Annotated in this window: 1 protein-coding gene; it reads left to right on the plus strand. The window is 69.7% G+C overall.

What is annotated here, in order from left to right; all coding sequences use genetic code 11:
* Nucleotides 1-2,113 (plus strand): type I polyketide synthase (locus PV419_RS52740; protein ID WP_319701222.1); only part of this gene is annotated, 2,113 nt, incomplete at both ends.

Below are 2,113 nucleotides of genomic sequence, written 5' to 3' on the forward strand. Positions count from 1 at the left end.
CGTGGTGCGGGCGCTGGCGGAGTTGTATGTGGCCGGTGTACAGGTGGAGTGGGGTGGTCTGCTCAGCCCGCGGCCCTTCCTGGACCTGCCGACGTACCCCTTCCAACACCAGCACTACTGGCTCGACGCCGGTCCGCGTCTGCCCGCCCTGGGCGGACTGCCGACTCCGCGTGCTCTGCCCGCGCCACGGACGGACGTCCTGGAGCTCATCCAGGCGCACGCGGCCGCGGTGCTGGGCCACTCCGACCCCGGCGAAGTGGTGCCGCATCGCAGCTTCCAGGACATGGGCTTCAGTTCACTTACCGCGATGCAATTGCGAGAGAGCCTCAACGCGGCCACCGGCCGGCGCTTGCCGAGCACCATGGTCTTCGACTACCCGACCCCGGCCGCTCTGGCCCGGTACCTGGACGCCGGTGACCCGAGGGAGACGCCCGACCTCATCCCGGCCGCCCTGGATGAGCCCATCGCGATCGTAGGCATGGCATGCCGCTTTCCCGGGGGCGTTGGTTCGCCCGAGGAACTGTGGCACCTGGTCGCTGACGGAGAGGACGCGGTGTCTCCGTTCCCCCTGGACCGCGGATGGGAGCTCGACCCGGCGTACCAGCACACCAGGAACGGCGGATTTCTCCACGCCGTCGCGGATTTCGACGCCGAGTTCTTTGGAATCAGTCCACGCGAGGCACTGGCCATGGACCCCCAGCAGCGGCTGCTGCTGGAAACCTCATGGGAAGTGTTCGAACGAGCCGGCATCGACCCGGCAGCGCTCAGGAACAGCCGCACGGGAGTGTTCGCCGGGCTGGCCGGCAACGACTACCAGGCCGTGGTGCGGGACTCCGACGCTGCCGGCTCGGGGTTCGGAATGACCGGCAACTCGGGGAGCGTGGCGTCGGGGCGGATCGCGTACGCGCTCGGTCTTGAGGGCCCGGCGATGACGGTGGATACGGCGTGTTCGTCGTCGCTGGTGGCGCTGCACCTGGCGGCGCAGGCGCTGCGCAACGGCGAGTGTTCGCTCGCACTGGCCGGCGGGGCGACAGTCATGGCCACCCCAGGGGCGTTCGAAGAGTTCGCCCGGCAGGGCGGGTTGGCTGCGGATGGTCGGTGCAAGGCGTTCGCTGAGGCGGCGGACGGCACCGGCTGGGGTGAGGGCGTCGGCCTGGTGTTGTTGGAGCGGTTGTCGGATGCGGAGCGTCTGGGGCATCGGGTGCTGGCGGTGGTGCGGGGCAGTGCTGTCAATCAGGATGGTGCGTCGAACGGATTGACCGCGCCGAACGGTCCGTCGCAGCAGCGGGTGATCCGGCAGGCGCTGGCGAACGCCCGGCTGGCCCCCGCCGATGTGGATGCGGTGGAGGCGCATGGCACGGGGACCACGCTGGGCGATCCGATCGAGGCGCAGGCGCTGCTGGCGACGTACGGGCAGGACCGAGAGACGCCGCTGTGGCTGGGATCGTTGAAGTCCAACATCGGCCACACGATGGCTGCGGCGGGCGTGGCCGGTGTGATCAAGATGGTGATGGCGATGCGGCACAGGGTGCTGCCGCGAACCCTGCACGTGGACGAGCCGTCCACACATGTCGACTGGTCCGCCGGTGCCGTCGAGCTGCTGACCGAGGAACGCGCCTGGCCCGAGACGGACCGCCCGCGGCGGGCGGGCGTGTCCTCGTTCGGGATGAGCGGCACCAATGCCCACGTGATCCTGGAACAGGCGCCGGAACCCGCTCCGGTGGACGACGTCCCGGAACCGTCAGTGTTGCCGTTCCTCCTCACCGCGCGGACCGAAGCGGCTCTGCGCGCACAGGCGGAGCAGTTCCGGCACTGGTACGTCAACAATCCGCTGCCCGCGGCAGACGTGTGCCGGGCCCTGGCGCTGGACCGGAGTCGGCTCCCGCACCGCGCGGCTGTCGTCGGAAGCACGCGGGAGGAGCTCCTCGACGGACTCGATGCCCTGATCACCGGAAGTGTGTCCGAGTACCTGACGCAAGGTGTGCCGGGACCTGTCGACGGACCCGGCCCGGTGTTCGTTTTTCCCGGCCAGGGGTCGCAGTGGGTCGGGATGGGTGTGGAGTTGTTGGAGAGCTCCGCGGTGTTCCGGGATGCGGTTGCCCGTTGTGAGCGG

Origin of the sequence: Streptomyces sp. ME19-01-6 (assembly GCF_033793745.1) — a bacterium.
Classification (GTDB): Bacteria; Actinomycetota; Actinomycetes; order Streptomycetales; family Streptomycetaceae; genus Streptomyces.